We start from the raw sequence: 15,310 nt of genomic DNA, 5'->3' as shown, positions 1-15,310 counted from the left end.
TTTTGATCTTACGCCAATGACCTGAGGTGCCGATAACGTCCAAGAGACCCGCTGCAGGTGGATGCAGTACTTTTGGAAGGAACCCTGGCATGAATATCCGCAGTTTGAATATCGCCCCTCGCGCCGGCCTGGGCTTTGGTGTGCTGGCGTTGATGGTGTTCGTCTTGGGCGGCTTTGCCCTGTTGCAGATGGCCAATATGCGCCAGCAGTCGGACCAGGTGGAGACCAATTGGCTGCCCAGCGTGATGGCGGTAGGGGAGATGAACCAGGATGTGTTGCGCATTCGGGCGCTGACGTTGCGCTTGCTGGTCAACCGCGACCCCCAGGCGGTGGCGCAGAACGAGCAGAAAATTGCCGAGATCAAAACCGGTTTGCACCACGCTGAAGGCGTGTACGAGGCATTGATCGTCTTGCCTGAGGAGCGCGTGCTGTTTGATCGCTTCAAGGTCGAGGAGCAGCAGTACCTGCAACGCCAGGAGCAGGTGGTGGGCTTATCCAAGGCCAATCGGCTGGAGGAGGCCATTGCGGTGGTCAATGGCGAAATGAATCAGATGGCTGACCAGATGGCCGTGACGCTGCGTGACTTGGTCAATCTGAACAAGTCCAGCGCCAACGAGGCCGCCCGGCTGGCACAGCAGGTGTTCAGCCAGTCGCGGGTCTGGGTGATGACCATGATTGGCGTCACGGCGTTGGTCACGATTGGCCTGGCGGTGTGGCTGACACGCAGCATCGTGCTGCCGCTGGCACAGTCGTTGAAAGTGGCCCAGGGCGTTGCCAGTGGCGACTTGACGGGCGACATCAGGCTCAGTGGCAGCGACGAGCCGGCGCGCTTGCAACAGGCGCTCAAGCGCATGCAGGAGAGCTTGCGCGACACTATCCGGCGCATATCAGAATCGTCGAACCAATTGGCGTCGGCTTCCGAAGAGCTCAGTTGCGTCACCGAGGATGCGACCCGTGGTTTACACCAGCAGAACCAGGAAATCGAACAGGCGGCCACGGCAGTCAATCAGATGACGGTGGCGGTGGAGGAGGTGGCGAGCAATGCCGTGGCCACGTCCCAGGCATCTCGCGAATCCGACCGGATTGCCCAGCAAGGGCGTGAGCAGGTGCAGCAGACGGTGGTGTCGATTGAAGCCCTCGCGACCGATGTGACCGCCAATGTGACCCAGGTCGAAGCGCTGGCGCAAAAGGTCTATGGCATCAGCACAGTGCTGGATGTGATTCGCTCGATTGCCGAGCAAACCAACTTGCTGGCACTGAACGCGGCGATTGAAGCGGCGCGAGCGGGGGATGCCGGGCGCGGGTTTGCGGTGGTAGCCGATGAAGTGCGGGCCTTGGCCCATCGCACGCAACAGTCGACCCAGGAAATCGAGCAGATGATCAGCGGGATTCAGCAGGGCACCGACCAGGCTGTCAGCTCGATGCAGCAGAGCAATACACGGGCGCGCTCTACATTGGATCTCGCCAAATCGGCGGGCATGGCCCTGGAAGAGATTGCCTCGGCATTCACCTTGATCAACGAACGCAACCTCGTGATTGCCAGCGCGTCGGAGCAGCAGGCGGCGGTGGCTCGGGAGGTGGATCGTAACCTGATGAATATCCGCGACCTCGCGCACCAGACATCGACCGGGGCCAACCAGACCAGTGCAGCGAGTCAGGAGTTGTCGCGGTTGGCGGTGGATCTGAATTCGATGGTGGCGCGGTTTTCGGTGTAGGGCGGGGAACCGGGTTGGCCCAGCCGCAGGCAAGCCAGCTCCCACACTGGACCGTATTCCTCCAGGATGAACGCGGTCGAATGTGGGAGCTGGCTTGCCTGCGATGAAGGCGACGCGGTTTCAAATCAAACGCAAAAAAAAGCCCCGAACCAGTCGGGGCTTTTTCGTGTGATCAACCTGCGGGCTTACTTGCCCTGCCAGCGCTTGAGTACCAAGGTGGCATTGGTGCCACCAAAACCAAAGCTGTTGCTCATCACGGTGTCGATCTTGGCGTTTTCAACGGTCTTGGTCAGGATCGGCATATCAGCCACAACCGGATCAATCTCGTCGATGTTGGCCGAGCCGGCCATGAAGTTGCCTTCCATCATCAGCAGGCAATAGATCGCTTCGTGAACGCCAGCGGCGCCCAGGGAGTGACCCGACAGGCTCTTGGTGGAGCTGATTTTCGGAGCCTTGTCGCCAAATACCGCACGCACGCCTTCCATTTCCTTGGCATCGCCGACCGGGGTCGAGGTGCCGTGGGTGTTCAGGTAGTCGATTGGGGTGTCGACGGTGGACATTGCCATCTGCATGCAGCGGATGGCGCCTTCACCGCTTGGCGCAACCATGTCGTAGCCGTCGGACGTCGCGCCGTAGCCAACGATTTCCGCGTAGATCTTCGCGCCACGGGCCAGGGCGTGTTCCAGCTCCTCGACCACCACCATGCCACCACCACCGGCGATGACGAAACCGTCACGCTTGGCGTCGTAAGCGCGGGAGGCTTTTTCTGGGGTTTCGTTGTACTGGGTGGACAATGCGCCCATGGCGTCGAACAGGAACGACTGGCTCCAATGCTCTTCTTCACCGCCGCCGGCAAATACGATGTCCTGCTTGCCCAGTTGGATCTGCTCAACGGCAGTCCCGATGCAGTGGGCGCTGGTGGCGCATGCGGAGGAGATCGAGTAGTTCACGCCCTTGATCTGGAATGGCGTAGCCAGGCAGGCGGAAACGGTGCTGCCCATGGTCCGCGTGACACGATAAGGGCCGACGCGCTTCACGCCTTTTTCGCGCAGGATGTCCAGCGCTTCCATTTGGTTGAGGGTCGATGCGCCGCCGGAGCCGGCGATCAGGCCGGTGCGTACGTTCGAAACCTGGTCTTCGCTCAGGCCGGAGTCGGCGATCGCGTCTTTCATGGCCAGGTAGGCGTAGGCGGCAGCGTGGCCGACGAAGCGATAGATCTTGCGATCGATCAGTTCTTCGAGGGGCAGGTCAATGGAGCCGGAAACCTGGCTACGCAGACCCATTTCGGCATATTCCGGGTTGAAGCGGATGCCAGGGCGACTTGCACGCAGGTTAGCGGTGACGGTCTCTTTGTCATTGCCCAGGCAAGAAACGATGCCCAGACCAGTGATAACGACGCGGCGCATGCGGATAACCCTTAAAAGTTGTCAGTGGAAGTGAATACGCCGACCCGAAGGCCTTCGGCAGTATAGATCTCGCGACCGTCGACAGTCACCGAACCGTCGGCGATGGCCAGGTTCAGCTTGCCCTTGAGGACGCGCTTGATTTGAATGTTGTAGGTGACTTTCTTGGCGCTCGGCAGTACCTGGCCAAAGAACTTCACTTCGCCCGAACCCAGGGCGCGACCGCGGCCCGGCAGGCCTTGCCAGCCCAGGTAGAAGCCAACCAGTTGCCACATGGCGTCAAGGCCCAGGCAACCTGGCATCACAGGGTCGCCTTCGAAGTGGCAAGCGAAGAACCACAGGTCAGGGGTGATATCCAGCTCGGCGACCAATTCACCTTTGCCGTACTTGCCACCCTCTTCGCTGATATGGGTGATGCGATCCACCATCAGCATGTTCGGGGCGGGCAGTTGCGCGTTACCTGGGCCGAACAGCTCACCGCGACTGCAGCGCAGCAGGTCTTCCCGAGTAAAGGCGTTTTGTTTGGTCATGCGAGCTCCTCAATAATCCCATGCGGCAGGGTAGGGCAAATCTTCCCGAACCGAATGAAGCGTTCATGCCTCATAGCGGCAGCCTACACATAGACTATTGCGTTGTAGTGAAAGTCACAGCGGCAAGGCACTGAATGTACACTTGTTCACTGAAATTTTAAACCGGGCCTGTTTATCAGCCCGTTCGGGTGCCTAAGACTGCCGCACTTTCGTCTTTCACGCCAGTCGCAGTTGGCTGATGGCGCGGCGCTATTGCACCCAGCGCTGCAGGATTTGCTGCAAATCCGTGCGTTTGAACGGCTTGGCCAGGTAATCGTTCATTCCGGCTGCCAGGCAGGCTTCGCGATCGCCCTGCAAGGCGTTGGCCGTCAGGGCGATGATCGGCAGATCGGCGCAACCGGGCAGTTGGCGAATCTGCCGTGTGGCTTCGTAGCCGTCGATCAAGGGCAGGCGACAATCCATCAGGATAGCGGTGAAAATCAGGCTCTCGGCGCTGCGGATCGCCTCGGCGCCGTCCGTGGCCAGGCTGACTTCAAAGCCCAGGCTGCGCAGCATCGCTTCGACCACGGTGCGGTTGACCGGGTTGTCCTCTACCAACAGCACGTGGCGCCCATCGCCGGCGCTGGCTTTGCCAAGCGCGTCAGGTGCGGTGACCGGGGCATGCTGCTGGTCAATGGCCAGCGGAATCTCCAAGGTGAACACTGAACCTCGACCTTCTTCGCTCTGGGCGCGCAAGGTGCCACCCATACGTTCGGCCAGGGTGCGCGCAATCGGCAGGCCCAGGCCCGTGCCACCGTAACGCCTGGAAATGGAGCTGTCTGCCTGCTGGAATGCATCGAACATCAAATCCAGGCGTTCGGCGGAAATACCGATACCGCTGTCGCGTACGGTGCAGGTGAACCACACCAACTCATGGTCCAGGGTTTGCCAGTGGGGCTCCACGGTCACGCTGCCATGTTCGGTAAATTTCAATGCATTGCCGATCAGGTTCACCAGAATCTGGCGGATCCGCGTCGGGTCGCCGCGCACACGCAGAGCCTCCATGCCCATGGGAATGGGCAGTTCCAGGCTCAGCCCGCGCTGCTGGGCGCTGTGCTGGAAAGCCTGGGCGCAGCTGTTGATCAGATCGGCCAGGTTGAACGGAATATGTTCCAGTTCCAGGGCGGCGCGTTCAATGCGTGAAAAATCGAGGATGTCATTGATCACCTTGAGCAAATGCTCGGTGGACTCGCACGCCAGCGCCGCGTACTCGGTCTGCTCCTCGGTCATCTCCGTGGTTTCCAGCAGTTGCAGCATGCCCAGCACGCCATTCATGGGCGTGCGCAGTTCGTGGCTCATCATCGCCAGAAAATCCGACTTGGCGTTGTTCGCCCGCTCGGCTTCTTCACGGGTCTGGATCAACTGCGCCATGGCTTGTTGCTGTTCGCGACTGGCCTGTTGAAGGCCCTCGGCCAGGTTGTTGATATGCCGCGAGAGGTCGCCCAATTCCGAGTCATCGACGATGGGCAGTGGCGTCTTGTAATCGCCTTGCTGGATGGCCTTGACCGCGTGCCCCATGGCGCTGATCGGCTGTGACAGGCTGGCCGACAAGCGTCGCGCCAGCAGGAAGGTAAACAGCAGGGCAAACAGCGCCAGGACCCCTGCCTTGAACAGGATCTCCTGCTGGCGCTGGCTGAAGGCATCATTGGACATGCCCACAATCACTCGCCCCAGGTAGTCCGCGCGGGGTGCCTTGGGTTCGCTGAGGTTGTCCTGGAAAAAGTCATTGTTGAGCTGGATGTGTTGCAGGCGGATCGGTGCCTGGAACACCTTCACCGACAGCGAACGGTCATGCCGCTCGGACGGCTGCTCCACATACACCAAGATGTTCTCGGCGCTGTCCTGGATCTCCAGGAAGCGCACATGGGGTGTGGCCAAGGTCGCACGCAGCAGGGTTTCAAGCACATCGTTGTTGCCGGAAATCACGCCGTACTCAGTGGCAGGCGCCAGCTGGTTGGCGATCAATTGACCGGTGTGGTCCAGCTCCTGGCGCAAGTCCTGGATGCGCACGAAGGTGAAGAAGGTGATGAGCAGCAGGGTCAACAGCAGCGCGGGGCCCAGGGTAATGAGCTGGGTGCGGGTGTTGATATCCCAACGACGGCGCAAGGTCATGGGCGTTGTTCTCCTTCGGCCAGGCGGGCGGCAACGGCGATTTCATCGACCTGTTCGATGCCCAGTGAGCGCGCGACTTGTGGGTTGCCCACGACTTTGAAGTACTGCGGGTAGAGCGTGCTGGGCCAACTGGCCGGCGGCTGGTCCAGCAGTCGGTCCAGTACCGCGAGCCAGTCGGATTGATCGCTGTAGGTGCTGGCCAGGCTGCCGGCCCGCACAAACCCAGCGTTGGGCCCCACCAACGGCAGTTGTTGGGCGTAGCTGCTCAGCAACAGGTTTTTTACGGTCTTGGGGTTGTACAGCTGCGGATCGTCGAGGCCCAGTAGCACGTCGCTGTTTTTGAACAGGGTTTGCAGCGGGCGACTGTCGCTGGTGTTGTCCCATGGCTGGGGCATGATTTCCAGGCCCATGGGTTTGGCGAACTGGATCAGTTCGCGCAGCAGGAATTCGCTATCGACGCCGTACAGCACGCCGACGCGCCGGGCCTGGGGCAGGATATTGGCGATCAGACGCAACTGACGTTCCAGCGGCGGGTCGCTCCATAGCAGACTGATTTTTGCCGGGTGCGAGTTGCCCAGGCGTTGTCGGGCCTGCAGGCGGCTGATGCGCAGCACAAGGGTTGGTGGCCCCTGAGCATCCTGCAGGCGCCAGTCCAGACCCGGCAGGTCAAGGAGAATCAGGCGGGTGCTGGCAGGCAGGTGACTGGGCGCTGGCAACTGCTTGAGTGGCGTGAAGCTGACCTGGTCTTCGGGGCGTTGTTGGGCAAGGGCCTGGGTAAAAGCGCGCACGCCGGCGCTGTCTTCGGCGGCCGTCAGCAGAATGTCGGCACTCCACGCCGGCGCTGTCAGCAACAGGCAGGCGAGCAGCAGGCCGCGGCGCCAAAACCGTGAAACCAACAAGAGGGTCATCCGTGACTGGTCGGCCATGTCAGAAGTCCAGCTCGGCGCTGAAGTAGAGAACGTGGCGATGGTCGTAGTTGTTGTCGGCCCAGGTGGTGGGCTGGTCATCCAGGCGTTGCTGCAACATGCCCGCCAGCTCCACATTGGCTTTGCCTACGGCAATGCGCTTGGCCACCCGCAGGTCGACCCGCTGGAAGCGATATTGGTTGAGTGCGTCGTCGCCATAGTAGAACAAGGCGCTGGACCAACCCTGGCCCCACTCACGCAGCCAACCGGCCGAGCCACTGTTACGCGCGGTTTGCGCTTTGTCCAGCGGGTTGCTGGAGGTGGCGTCTACATAAGCATAGGTCAGGCGCAGGCGGTCGGCGTCACTCACGCGCCAGTCGAACTGCGACTCGGCACCGCTAAAACGCGAGCTGTTGGCGTTGCTGGCGATGTATTGGTTGTTGCGCAGCGGCGAGCTGATCATGTCGGTGATTTCGTCATAGAACAGCTTCACGTCGACATTCAGCCCCAGCTCGGCAAAGAAGCCGTTGTAGCCCAGTTCGCGCGAACGCATCAACTCTTTGTCGAGGTTGCCAGGGCCGCGCGTCACGACAAAATATTGACCGGCGTTTTGCCCGTAGGTCGGGGAGCTGAGATTGGTGACGCGGTAGCTCCAATTGACGTTGTTCTCGAACATGTCCGGCGAGCGGATTGCCTCGGAGTACACCGCGCGCAAGCCGTGGCGAGGATTGATCAGGTAATTGACCGCCACACGCGGCGTGAGCGAGTTGCCGCTCAGGTGGGTGTCTTCGTACATGGCGCCACCTTGCAGCAGCCAGTGCTCGCTGGCGCGCCATTCCAGGTGGCCGAACAGGCGCCAGGTGGTGTCGTCCAGGGTGCCATTGAAGTAGGTTTCGGAGTCGGCGCGGTCATAGCGGTAATTCATACCGCTGACCAGGCGCAGGCTGTCGGAGAGGCTGAGCGTGTCCTGGATCTCCACGTCGTAGCGGCTTTCGCGGGTGCTCTGGTCGATATCGCCGCACACGCTTTGGTTGGCACCGTTGCGCCACTGGTCCAGCACCTGGTTGGCCAAGGCCTGTTCGGCGGCGTTACCCGGTGGGGCGGAGCCTTGGCTGTAGGTGTCCATGTGCCGTGCCAGCAATTCGGCATAGTTGGGGTTGAGCTGCCATAACTGGGTCAGTTCAGGGCTGAACGAGGCCTTGGCGTCACAGGCTTTCCAGATTTGCTTGCGGTCCCATTGCTGTGCCGAGCCCTGGATATACAGGCTGTGGTCGGGGTTGAAGTCGAAGTTCCAGCGCAGGGAGCCTGCGTAGTCCTTGGCGGTGACATCGGAATTAGTGCCGCCTTCGGTAATTCCGGCAAACACCGGGGTGTAGGTATAAGGGCGCTGGTTGGTGCCTTCCTTGACGTTCAGTTGCCAATCGAGACTTTGTTGCGCGTTCAAGGCCTGGCTCACCGCCAGACTGAAACGGTTGAGACGACGCCCGTCACGGCGGTCGGCGCCGACCGCGTCGCTGTCAAAACCATCGTCCTGTTGCCCGGACAGAGACAAGCGCAAATCGCCGGTCTCCCAGCCCACACCCTGGCTGGCATAGAAGTCATTGATGCCACGCTCGCCACGGATGACCTTTACCCGCGAGCCGTGGCTGTTGGCTGGCGAGCGGGTGAGGATATTCACCACCGCCATCAGCGCATTGGCACCGTAGCTGACGGTGTTGGGGCCGCGAAAGACCTCGATGCGCTCGATGTCCTCCATGGCCACTGGGATATCGCTCCAATCCACCGTGGCCAGGCCGGCGCGGTAGACCGAGCGACCGTCGATCAGCACCTGCATGCGCCGTGCGTCACTGGCGCTGGTGCCATGGTAATTCACCGACGCCTGGTTGCCGCTGGTGTAGCCGACCATCATCCCCGGGACCAGCCGCAGCAGTTCCGAGATGTCCCGGGCACCGCTGGCCTTGATCAGCTCACTGTCGATCACCGTCATGCTGCCGGGCACGGCGGCGGCCGATTGCTTGAGACGCGTGGCGGTCAAGACCTGCGGCAGCGGCTGGCTGTCGAGGAACAGATCGTCGGCCTGCGCGCAGGTAGCGCACAACAGCACCAACAACAATGATGAGCGAGGAGGAGGGCCCAGATACACGGCACGGCCTTGTTAATTGCGGATAGCCGCCCATGTTAACCGAGGTGCGGCTGTTTGCCAGTCGTCGGACTTGCATTTACTTCGCACGCCTCTGGCATTTTCTGACTCGCGCGAATTGATACGGGGGCTGGCCGCAAGCGGGGCGCCCCGTATAATGCCGCCATCGCCACTGGTATGGATTAACGGATTGCATATGACTGAACAGCGCCCTATTGCGGTCCTGGGAGGCGGAAGTTTTGGTACCGCCGTGGCTAACCTGCTGGCCGAGAACGGTCACGCGGTGCGCCAGTGGATGCGCGACCCCGAGCAGGCCGAAGCCATTCGCGTGCATCGCGAAAACCCTCGTTACCTTAAAGGTATCAAGATTCATCCCGCCGTCGAGCCGGTGACCGACCTGCTGGAAACCCTCACGGCCTGCGACCTGTGCTTTGTCGCGCTGCCTTCCAGCGCCTTGCGCTCGGTACTGGCGCCACACGCCGAACGCTTGGCCGGCAAGTTACTGGTCAGCCTGACCAAGGGCATCGAAGCCCACACCTTCAAGTTGATGAGTGAAATCCTCACCGAAATCGCCCCTCAGGCGCGCATTGGCGTGCTGTCCGGGCCAAACCTTGCGCGGGAAGTCGCCGAGCACGCGTTGACCGCCACCGTGGTCGCCAGTGAGGACGAGGCTTTGTGCGAGCGCGTCCAGGCCGTGTTGCACGGCCGTACCTTCCGGGTCTACGCCAGCGGCGATCGCTTCGGCGTCGAATTGGGCGGGGCCTTGAAAAACGTCTACGCGATCATTGCTGGCATGGCCGTGGCCCTGGGCATGGGCGAAAACACCAAGAGCATGCTGATTACCCGCGCACTGGCCGAGATGACACGTTTTGCGGTGAACCAGGGCGCCAACCCGATGACCTTCCTCGGCCTGGCGGGCGTAGGGGACTTGATCGTCACCTGTTCTTCGCCCAAAAGCCGCAACTACCAGGTCGGGTTCGCCTTGGGCCAAGGGCTGAGCCTGGAGGAAGCGGTGACGCGTCTGGGCGAAGTGGCCGAGGGGGTCAACACCCTCAAGGTCTTGAAGGCCAAGGCCCAGGAAGTGGGCGTGTACATGCCGCTGGTCGCCGGCCTGCATGCGATCCTGTTCGAAGGGCGCACCCTGAACCAGGTCATCGAGCTGCTGATGCGGGCCGAGCCCAAGACCGATGTCGACTTTATTTCCACCAGTGGTTTCAACTGAGGAACGCGTCATGAACGATCCCAAAGCTGCCCCCCCATACGAGTCGATTGTCTTGCGCATCCTGTGGATGCTGGTGTTTGCGCTGGTGTGGCAGGTAGCCCAATTCCTGCTCGGTGCGCTGGTGGTGGTGCAATTGGTTTACCGGCTGATCTACGGCGCACCGAACCTGGGCCTGATGAACTTTGGCGACAGCCTCAGCCAGTTCCTGGCGCAGATTGGCCGCTTCGGCAGCTTCCACACCGAACAAAAGCCCTGGCCGTTCGCCGATTGGCCAACCCCACGCGCCCCCGAAGGCGAAGCGGCCCACAGCGTACCGCCGGCACCGCACCCGGTACGTGATGAAGAGCCGAAGCTATGAAAGTATGGATTCTGCGTCACGGCGAGGCCCAAGCGCATGCGCGCACGGACGCCGAGCGCAACCTTACCGAGCATGGGCGTGCTGAAGTATTGCGCAGTGCTGCGCACCTGATTGGCCAGCCCTTGGGCGCCATCATTGCCAGCCCTTATGTTAGGGCGCAGCAGACGGCGCAGTTGGTGCGCGATGTGCTGGGGTTTGAGCCTGAGATCCGCACGGTGCCGTGGCTGACGCCCGATGGGCATGTCCAGCGAGTGCTGGAGAAACTCGACACCGATGACAACGTGCTGTTGGTTAGCCACCAACCGCTGGTGGGTAGCCTGATCAGTTTTCTGCAGCATGGGCATCAGCGCCAGCCACAGCCGATGTACACGGCCAGCCTGGCGGAGCTTGAGGGTGACTTTCCGCTGGCTGGCTTGATGAGTCTGGTGGATGTGAAGAACCCTTAGGCATCGTGCAACGCTGTGGCGAGAGAGCTTGCTCCCGCGACGGCCTGCCAGCCGACGCCTATCTCGCTGACACCCCACGATCCCACTGTGGGAGCGGGCTTGCCTGCGATGACGGCCTGCCAGCCGACGCCTATCTCGCTGACGCCCCAACGATTCCACTGTGGGAGCGGGCTTGCTCGCGAAGACGGCGTCACAGTCGACACCGTTATACCGAGTACATATCCATTCCTGCGGTAACGGCCACTTAGGGTTCCGCCCTGAACGGCGGGTCACTTTGGCAAAGCCGGAATGCCGGCCCAGCCCAAAGTAACCAAAGGGCTCTTGCCCCACCACTCGGCACCTCGCCCAGGCTCGGTGTGCCCGTAATCCGCCAGTGATTTGGGGGGCGCCTAAGATCAAGAGCAGATCAAGAGCGTCTCGCTTCGCATCGTGGTTAGCGGCAGGCCGTTTCCTTCGTCTGTGCTATACAGTCAACCAAGCAAGTGCTTGGTTGGCTGTATCTCGGATCACAAAGGAGCGCGTCCCATGCCTGTCGCTTTTCGTTTGCCGTTGCAGGTCTTCTTCGAGCGTGAAGCGCGGCACCCGCGCAAAGTCTTCCTCGTTCAGCCCATCGGCGGCGGTGAGGTGCAGGCCCTCACCTGGGGCGAGGTCGGCCACCAGGCTCGTTGCGCCGCGCACTGGCTGCGCGCGCGGGAGTTGCCCCAGGGCTCGCATATTGCCTTGATTTCAAAAAACTGCGCCCACTGGATCATCGCCGACCTGGCGATCTGGATGGCTGGGCACGTGTCGGTGCCGCTTTATCCCAACCTCACCGCGGACTCAGTCGCCCATGTGCTGACTCACTCGCAGGCGCGGTTGGCGCTGATCGGCAAGCTGGATGATTGGTCGGCAATGGCGCCTGGCGTTCCTGCGGGTGTGCCGACTATCAGTCTGCCGCTGTGCCCTCCTGAAGAGACTTTCGATTTCAGTTGGGCGGACCTGCAAGCCTGTTCACCGATCCAGGACAACCCGCTACCGGATGCCGCCAGCCTGGCCACTATCATCTACACCTCCGGTACGACCGGCCTGCCTAAAGGGGTGATGCACAGTTTCGGCGCCTTGGGGTTTGCTGCTTCGGGCGGTACTGAGCTGTTTGGCCTGGGGGAGGGCGACCGGTTGCTGTCGTACCTGCCGCTGTGCCATGTGGCGGAGCGGATGTTTGTAGAAATGGCGTCGATCTATACCGGGCAAACCGTTTTTTTCGCCGAGAGCCTGGAAACCTTCCTCACCGATCTGCGCAGGGCGCGGCCGACGGCCTTGTTTGGCGTGCCGCGCATCTGGACCAAATTCCAACTGGGCGTCTACGCCAAAATCCCGGAAACACGCCTCGATACCCTGTTACGCCTGCCTTTTATCGGCAAACGCGTCGGCCATAAAATTCTCGCCGGCCTGGGGCTGGATGCGCTGCGCATCGCCCTGTCCGGCGCCGCGCCGGTGCCCGAGGCGTTGCTGCGTTGGTATCAGCGCCTGGGCCTGGATGTGCTGGAGGTGTACGGCATGACCGAAAACTGCGGCTATTCCCATGTGTGTCGCCCAGGTGGGCAAACGCTCGGTTGGATCGGCCAGCCCTGCCCAGGCGTGCAAGTGCGTATCGACCCGTCAGGCGAAGTGCAGGTACACAGTGGCGCGACCATGTTGGGCTACTTCAAGGACCCGCAGAAAACCGCGGATACGCTCACCGCAGATGGCTTCCTGCGGACGGGTGACAAGGGCGAGCAGGACGCGGACGGTCGCCTGCGCCTGACCGGACGTCTCAAGGAAATCTTCAAGACCAGCAAAGGCAAATACGTAGCCCCGGCGCCGATTGAAAACCGCCTGGCCGAACATGCACGTATTGAACAGGTGTGTGTGGTCGGCGAGGGGCTCAGTGCGCCGATAGGGCTGTGCGTGTTGTCGGCACCCGGCGAGGACCGCCAAGCCCTCGGCGGTGGTCTTGAACGCTGGCTGGCACAGGTGAACGCAGGCCTGGACAAGCACGAACGCATGGGGCAATTAGTGGTGGTGAAAGACCAATGGGCGGTGGAAAACGGTTTTCTCACGCCGACCTTGAAGATCAAACGCAACGTGATCGAGTCGACGTACGGGCCACAATTGCAAGCATGGAGCGCACGCGCCGAAACCGTTTTGTGGCAGGATTAGGGCCGTAATAAAACCAACAAGGACAACCGTATGAGCCTGTGGCGTACCCAACCGAATATCGAACACCTCAACGCGATCCAGAAAAACACCATCGGTGAAATGCTGGATATTCGTTTCGAAAGCTTCGACGACGAATCCCTTACCGCCAGCATGGTGGTCGACCACCGCACCCATCAGCCCTACGGCCTGCTGCACGGCGGCGCCTCGGTGGTGCTGGCCGAAAGTGTCGGCTCCATGGCCGCCTACTTGTGCATTGATGCAAGCAAGTTCTATTGCGTGGGCCTGGAGGTCAACGCCAACCACCTGCGCGGCGTGCGCAGCGGCCGGGTGACGGCGGTGGCCAAGGCTATTCATATCGGGCGCACTACCCAGGTGTGGGACATCCGCCTGAGCAGCGACGAGGGCAAGGCCAGTTGTGTCTCGCGCCTGACCATGGCCGTGGTGCCGCTGGGTGAACAACCGCCGGCGCGATAGGCGTGGCGTGAGTGTCATCATTCCTGGCAGTTACAGTCATTGCTGTAGGGGCCGGGCATGGTGACAATCCCCCTCTGTTTTTGTTGATGGAACCTGTATGTCGCAGCACGTGTTTTTTACCCACGCCAATGGCTTCCCTTCGGCCACCTACGGCAAGCTGTTTGCCGCCCTGGCCCCGGAATATGCGGTGGCACATCTGCCGCAGCATGGTCACGACCCCAGGTTCCCGGTGGATGATAACTGGCAGAACCTGGTGGACGAGCTGATCCATCATCTGGAGCAGCAGCCAGAGCCGGTATGGGGCGTGGGCCATTCCCTGGGTGGCGTGCTGCATTTACACGCGGCCATGCGCTGCCCGCACCTGTACCGGGGCGTGGTGATGCTGGATTCGCCGGTGCTCACCCGCGCAGACCGCTGGGTGATCCGCGCTGCCAAGCGCTTCGGCTTTATCGACCGCCTCACCCCGGCTGGGCGCACGCTTGGCCGGCGCGAAGAATTCACCGACCTGGACACCGCGCGCAGCTATTTCGCAGGCAAGACCCTGTTCCGTGGCTTTGACCCCGATTGCTTTGACGCGTACCTGCAACATGGCCTGCAGCAAGTGGGCGATCGCCTGCGCCTGCGGTTCGACCCAGCCACCGAAATCAGCATCTATCGCGGGGTGCCCCACACCAGCCCGGGCCAGGTGCGCCAGTTGAAGGTGCCGCTGGCCGTGGTGCGTGGCCGCCAGAGCCGGGTGGTGATGCGTCACCATGCCAGCGGTGTCGACCGCTTGCCCATGGGCGAAATGCTCACCATGCCCGGCGGCCATATGTTTCCCCTCGAACGCCCTCAGGACACTGCTGCCTTGATCAAGACCCTGTTCGCCCGCTGGCAGGCCCGTGAGCGCAGTTGCGCATGAGTACGCCCGTCGAAGAGGTACGCCTGAGCCTGCCGCACCTCGAACTGGCCGCGCATCTGTTCGGGCCCGAGGACGGCCTGCCGGTAATTGCCCTCCATGGTTGGCTGGACAACGCCAACAGCTTTGCGCGCCTGGCGCCCAAGCTGCGAGGGTTGCGCATCGTCGCCCTGGACATGGCGGGGCATGGGCATTCGGCGCATCGCCCGGCTGGCGCCGGTTATGCCTTGTGGGATTACGTCTACGACGTGCTGCAGGTGGCTGAGCAACTGGGCTGGAAACGTTTTGCATTACTTGGCCACTCCCTGGGCGCCATCGTCTCTTTGGTATTGGCCGGGGCCTTGCCGGAGCGGGTGACACACCTGGGCCTGATTGACGGCGTGATCCCACCGACCGCCAGTGGCGAGAACGCGGCCGAGCGCCTGGGCATGGCGTTGCAGGCGCAATTGAGCCTGCAGGACAAGCGCAAGCCGGTCTACAACAGCCTTGATCGAGCGGTCGAGGCGCGGATGAAAGGCGTGGTCGCGGTCAGCCGTGAAGCGGCGCAGCTCCTGGCCCAGCGCGGTTTGATGCCCGTACCGGGCGGTTATACCTGGCGCAGCGATAGCCGCCTGACCCTGGCGTCGCCGATGCGCCTGACCGACGAACAAGCCATGGCCTTCGTGCGAAGAGTCGGGTGCCCTACCCAGTTGGTGGTCGCGGCTGACGGCATGCTGGCGAAACATTCCGAATTGCTTTCTCAGCTACCCTTCACGGTTACCACGCTGCCAGGCGGCCATCATTTACACCTGAATGACGAGCCCGGTGCGGCTCTTGTTGCAGACTGTTTCAATCGGTTCTTCTCCACGCCTTGACTTGGCGGGGTCAACTGCCGAGGCTGGGCGGATTGA

At 61.7% G+C, this 15,310-nt stretch carries 13 protein-coding genes; 8 read left to right on the top strand and 5 right to left on the bottom strand.

The genetic code is table 11. The features are described 5' to 3' along the window. The first annotated feature begins 89 nt into the window (after positions 1-89). Positions 90-1,715 (top strand): methyl-accepting chemotaxis protein, encoded by a 1,626-nt coding sequence (locus BT204_RS20650; protein WP_072448131.1) that lies wholly within the window; start codon positions 90-92, stop codon positions 1,713-1,715. A gap of 185 nt (positions 1,716-1,900) precedes the next feature. Here the strand turns inward: BT204_RS20650 and fabB are convergent, their stop codons facing one another. From fabB to BT204_RS20625, 5 genes are all read right to left on the bottom strand, one after another. Beyond that, entirely contained in the window at positions 1,901-3,121 is a 1,221-nt protein-coding gene (fabB, locus tag BT204_RS20645) for a beta-ketoacyl-ACP synthase I (protein ID WP_003190033.1), read from the bottom strand. Positions 3,122-3,132: 11 nt separating this feature from the next. After that, complete coding sequence (gene fabA / locus BT204_RS20640) at positions 3,133-3,648, bottom strand: 3-hydroxyacyl-[acyl-carrier-protein] dehydratase FabA (RefSeq protein WP_003190035.1); 516 nt, start codon at positions 3,646-3,648, stop codon at positions 3,133-3,135. Positions 3,649-3,897: 249 nt separating this feature from the next. Then, entirely contained in the window at positions 3,898-5,799 is a 1,902-nt protein-coding gene (locus BT204_RS20635; RefSeq protein ID WP_054899022.1) for an ATP-binding protein, read from the bottom strand. Continuing rightward, a complete protein-coding gene (locus tag BT204_RS20630; protein ID WP_054899023.1) occupies positions 5,796-6,725 on the bottom strand; it encodes an ABC transporter substrate-binding protein in 930 nt (309 codons plus the stop codon). The genes BT204_RS20635 and BT204_RS20630 overlap by 4 nt, the downstream gene beginning before the upstream one ends. A gap of 1 nt (position 6,726) precedes the next feature. After that, entirely contained in the window at positions 6,727-8,847 is a 2,121-nt protein-coding gene (locus BT204_RS20625; protein ID WP_083544080.1) for a TonB-dependent receptor plug domain-containing protein, read from the bottom strand. 193 nt (positions 8,848-9,040) lie between these two features. On the opposite strand from BT204_RS20625, the gene BT204_RS20620 reads away from it, so the two are divergent. The 7 genes from BT204_RS20620 to BT204_RS20590 all read left to right on the top strand — a co-directional run bounded on the left by BT204_RS20620 (position 9,041) and on the right by BT204_RS20590 (position 15,274). Then, complete coding sequence (locus tag BT204_RS20620; protein ID WP_034127205.1) at positions 9,041-10,066, top strand: NAD(P)H-dependent glycerol-3-phosphate dehydrogenase; 1,026 nt, start codon at positions 9,041-9,043, stop codon at positions 10,064-10,066. Positions 10,067-10,076: 10 nt separating this feature from the next. Further along, entirely contained in the window at positions 10,077-10,424 is a 348-nt protein-coding gene (locus tag BT204_RS20615; protein WP_054899024.1) for a DUF4389 domain-containing protein, read from the top strand. Next, entirely contained in the window at positions 10,421-10,870 is a 450-nt protein-coding gene (gene sixA / locus BT204_RS20610; RefSeq protein WP_072448129.1) for a phosphohistidine phosphatase SixA, read from the top strand. Before BT204_RS20615 ends, sixA begins: the two co-directional genes overlap by 4 nt. A 525-nt stretch (positions 10,871-11,395) precedes the next feature. Next, a complete protein-coding gene (locus BT204_RS20605; RefSeq protein WP_072448127.1) occupies positions 11,396-13,048 on the top strand; it encodes an AMP-binding protein in 1,653 nt (550 codons plus the stop codon). A gap of 30 nt (positions 13,049-13,078) precedes the next feature. After that, a complete protein-coding gene (locus BT204_RS20600) occupies positions 13,079-13,522 on the top strand; it encodes a hotdog fold thioesterase (protein WP_014717751.1) in 444 nt (147 codons plus the stop codon). Between the two features lie 97 nt (positions 13,523-13,619). Then, positions 13,620-14,423, top strand: coding sequence for an alpha/beta fold hydrolase (locus BT204_RS20595; protein ID WP_044273029.1), 804 nt, complete (start codon positions 13,620-13,622; stop codon positions 14,421-14,423). Continuing rightward, positions 14,420-15,274 (top strand): alpha/beta hydrolase, encoded by an 855-nt coding sequence (locus BT204_RS20590; RefSeq protein WP_072448126.1) that lies wholly within the window; start codon positions 14,420-14,422, stop codon positions 15,272-15,274. The genes BT204_RS20595 and BT204_RS20590 overlap by 4 nt, the downstream gene beginning before the upstream one ends. The last annotated feature ends 36 nt before the right edge of the window (positions 15,275-15,310 follow it).

Source organism: Pseudomonas sp. NFPP02, assembly GCF_900119355.1.
Classification (GTDB): domain Bacteria; phylum Pseudomonadota; class Gammaproteobacteria; order Pseudomonadales; family Pseudomonadaceae; genus Aquipseudomonas; species Aquipseudomonas paracarnis.
This window is presented reverse-complemented; position numbering and strand designations above follow the sequence as displayed.

Excerpts from the sequence above, each read along its gene's own strand:
- BT204_RS20650 (WP_072448131.1), top strand. The coding sequence starts at position 90 with ATGAATATCCGCAGTTTGAATATCGCCCCTCGCGCCGGCCTGGGCTTT.
- fabB (WP_003190033.1), bottom strand. The coding sequence starts at position 3,121 with ATGCGCCGCGTCGTTATCACTGGTCTGGGCATCGTTTCTTGCCTGGGC.
- fabA (WP_003190035.1), bottom strand. The coding sequence starts at position 3,648 with ATGACCAAACAAAACGCCTTTACTCGGGAAGACCTGCTGCGCTGCAGT.
- BT204_RS20635 (WP_054899022.1), bottom strand. The coding sequence starts at position 5,799 with ATGACCTTGCGCCGTCGTTGGGATATCAACACCCGCACCCAGCTCATT.
- BT204_RS20630 (WP_054899023.1), bottom strand. The coding sequence starts at position 6,725 with ATGGCCGACCAGTCACGGATGACCCTCTTGTTGGTTTCACGGTTTTGG.
- BT204_RS20620 (WP_034127205.1), top strand. The coding sequence starts at position 9,041 with ATGACTGAACAGCGCCCTATTGCGGTCCTGGGAGGCGGAAGTTTTGGT.
- BT204_RS20615 (WP_054899024.1), top strand. The coding sequence starts at position 10,077 with ATGAACGATCCCAAAGCTGCCCCCCCATACGAGTCGATTGTCTTGCGC.
- sixA (WP_072448129.1), top strand. The coding sequence starts at position 10,421 with ATGAAAGTATGGATTCTGCGTCACGGCGAGGCCCAAGCGCATGCGCGC.
- BT204_RS20605 (WP_072448127.1), top strand. The coding sequence starts at position 11,396 with ATGCCTGTCGCTTTTCGTTTGCCGTTGCAGGTCTTCTTCGAGCGTGAA.
- BT204_RS20600 (WP_014717751.1), top strand. The coding sequence starts at position 13,079 with ATGAGCCTGTGGCGTACCCAACCGAATATCGAACACCTCAACGCGATC.
- BT204_RS20595 (WP_044273029.1), top strand. The coding sequence starts at position 13,620 with ATGTCGCAGCACGTGTTTTTTACCCACGCCAATGGCTTCCCTTCGGCC.
- BT204_RS20590 (WP_072448126.1), top strand. The coding sequence starts at position 14,420 with ATGAGTACGCCCGTCGAAGAGGTACGCCTGAGCCTGCCGCACCTCGAA.